Source organism: Pontimicrobium sp. MEBiC01747 (assembly GCF_053601635.1).
Window position 1 is genome coordinate 1 of the sequence record NZ_JBSHNS010000373.1, and the last position, 2,239, is coordinate 2,239.

Consider the following 2,239-nt stretch of genomic DNA (forward strand, 5'->3'; position numbering starts at 1 on the left):
ACCCAACACTTTCCGTTTTTATATACTCTAATCGCAATCCTGGTGTAATAGATAATTTATCGTTTATGTAAAATATATTCTCACTAAATAATGCTACATTTAAATTAGGGTTATCGTATTCCGATTGACTTCTATAAAAGGGAAATTCGTTTATTGCAGATGAAAAATCTGGATCTGATCCTGCCGATCCTGGCCCTTGTGAATAGCCATTATCTGCTTTATAAAATTTTGCTCCTATTAAAAAAGTGGCATCTTTTTTAAAGGCTTTATATTTGGTTAGCAAACGCGTCTCGAAACCATAGTTATTAAAGTCGCTCGAAATTAAGTCTCTTGCTCCTCCTGGATCTTCTAGATCTACTCTACGATCTCTAAATCCTAAAGCTACACGGTTAGCATTTAAACCAAAGAAATTAAATGTAAAATTAGTAGCTTCTGAGAACTTATGTGCTAGCTTAAAATTATACAATAACCAATCTACTTGAAACCAGTTTCTTGCTCTATTACTTTGGTAAGGGTCTTCTTCAAATTGTTGGTCGTTTAAACCGCCTCCTTGTTTTGCTAAGTACCTTAAGTAAGTTACTTCTCCTGTTAGTTTGGTTTTATCATTAAATTGGTATCCTATATGGGCATAAGCATTTTTAGATTCGAAATTAGAGTTAGCTCTAAATCCATCTCCTTTTTTGTAATTAAAAAACGAGTAGTAGCTTAATTTATTTTTTGTTCCACTTACACTTGTAAAGTTGGTATACAACCCATTACTTCCTACTGTATTTCTTGTAATAAATTCAAATGGCTTTACAGCATTTGGTGTTTTCATTTTAAAATTCACCAATCCTCCAAACTGTGTTCCGTATTGTAAAGAGGCTGCTCCTCTAATCACTTGTATTTCTTTTAAACCTTCGGCAGCTGGTGTATAATAACTTTCTGGGTAGCCTAATACATCTGCACTAATATCGTAACCATTTTGTCTCGTGTTAAAACTTGCGGTTCTATTAGGGTCCAATCCTCTTCCTCCAATGTTAAGTTGTAATCCTGCATCATCGTTTTGGTAGATATTTAATCCTGAAACTTGGCTATACAACTGTCTTGCATTATTTGATGCCAAATTGGCCATAGATTGTTCTACTAAAACCACTTCAGTTTTTTTACCAGCGTATATGGCTGTTTCTTCTACATCTTTTAGTCGTTTTAAGCTAAATATTTTTGCTCTTCTTGAAGTTATTTGTACTTCAGAAAGGGTTTCTGCTATAGGTATTAAAGCTATATTTATTGTTTTATTTTCTGAGAGTGTAAGTGTACGCTCTTCAACTTCGTACTCATAAAAAAAATAGGCTAGTGTAATATTTTCCTTATCGGTTTCAAACTCATAATATCCTGAGGCGTTTGTTTTAGCTAATAACCCTGTATTTTTATCGTAAATTTCTGTAAATTCTATAGGAGCATTGGTCTCTGCATTGGTTACTATACCAGAAATTTTAGTTTGAGCAAAAGCTACAAAAGTGAATAATAAGCAAGTAATTGTTAGTTTAAAGTCCTTTAATCTCATCGTTAAATGGTAAAATCCAATGTTTAGGTTTAAATGATTCTTTTTCCGCGTACAAATTTACGTCTTCATTTATAAATGGCTGGCTTAATCTTCCATTTAATGCGACAAAACTTTTAACATACACTTCTACGTTTTTATGGCCTTGTTTTTTAAAGTGATCGCCTAGATAATGTGCATATTCTAATATAAAATCAGGCTGAAAGCTCATTTGTTTTTCTTGAAGGGGTGTTAAGAAATCTGTGTTATCTACATAAAAATAGTCTTTGGTTTCCCCATCTACTATCTTAAAATTAGCATATCCCATTTTTTCCATTAGCATTACACGCCATGAAAAACGAAAGCCTTCTTCTGTCCAAAACAACTCGTTTGGATACAATACATTACGAAAAGGTATTATTAACTGCAAAACAAAGAATACTCCTAGCATAGGTATTATTATGCTTTTATTTTTAATTTGGTAAGTATTGTGTGTTTCTATTTTTTTAAGTTTTGAAAAATTAGATCCTATTTTTTTTATATAATCTATAATTTTTTGGTGAAGTCCTGAGTCGAAAAAAATTAATGCACTCACTATCATTACAAAAGGAAACATCCCTATTGGAAATAACACTCTAGTAAAAACATGAAAAAATACAACAAAGAAAAAGGCGACACCTCTTGTTTTTTTATATAATAGTAAGAACGGTATTAACA

2 protein-coding genes are annotated in these 2,239 nt (G+C 31.8%); both read right to left on the reverse strand.

Features of this window, described 5'->3' with window-relative positions; genetic code table 11:
- Positions 1–1,546: carboxypeptidase-like regulatory domain-containing protein (locus ACVC2P_RS12045; protein ID WP_452598718.1), on the reverse strand; the 1,546-nt coding region annotated here is incomplete at its 3' end.
- On the reverse strand, positions 1,527–2,239 hold a 713-nt coding region (locus ACVC2P_RS12050), incomplete at its 5' end, for an HTTM domain-containing protein (RefSeq protein WP_452598719.1). The genes ACVC2P_RS12045 and ACVC2P_RS12050, both read right to left, overlap by 20 nt.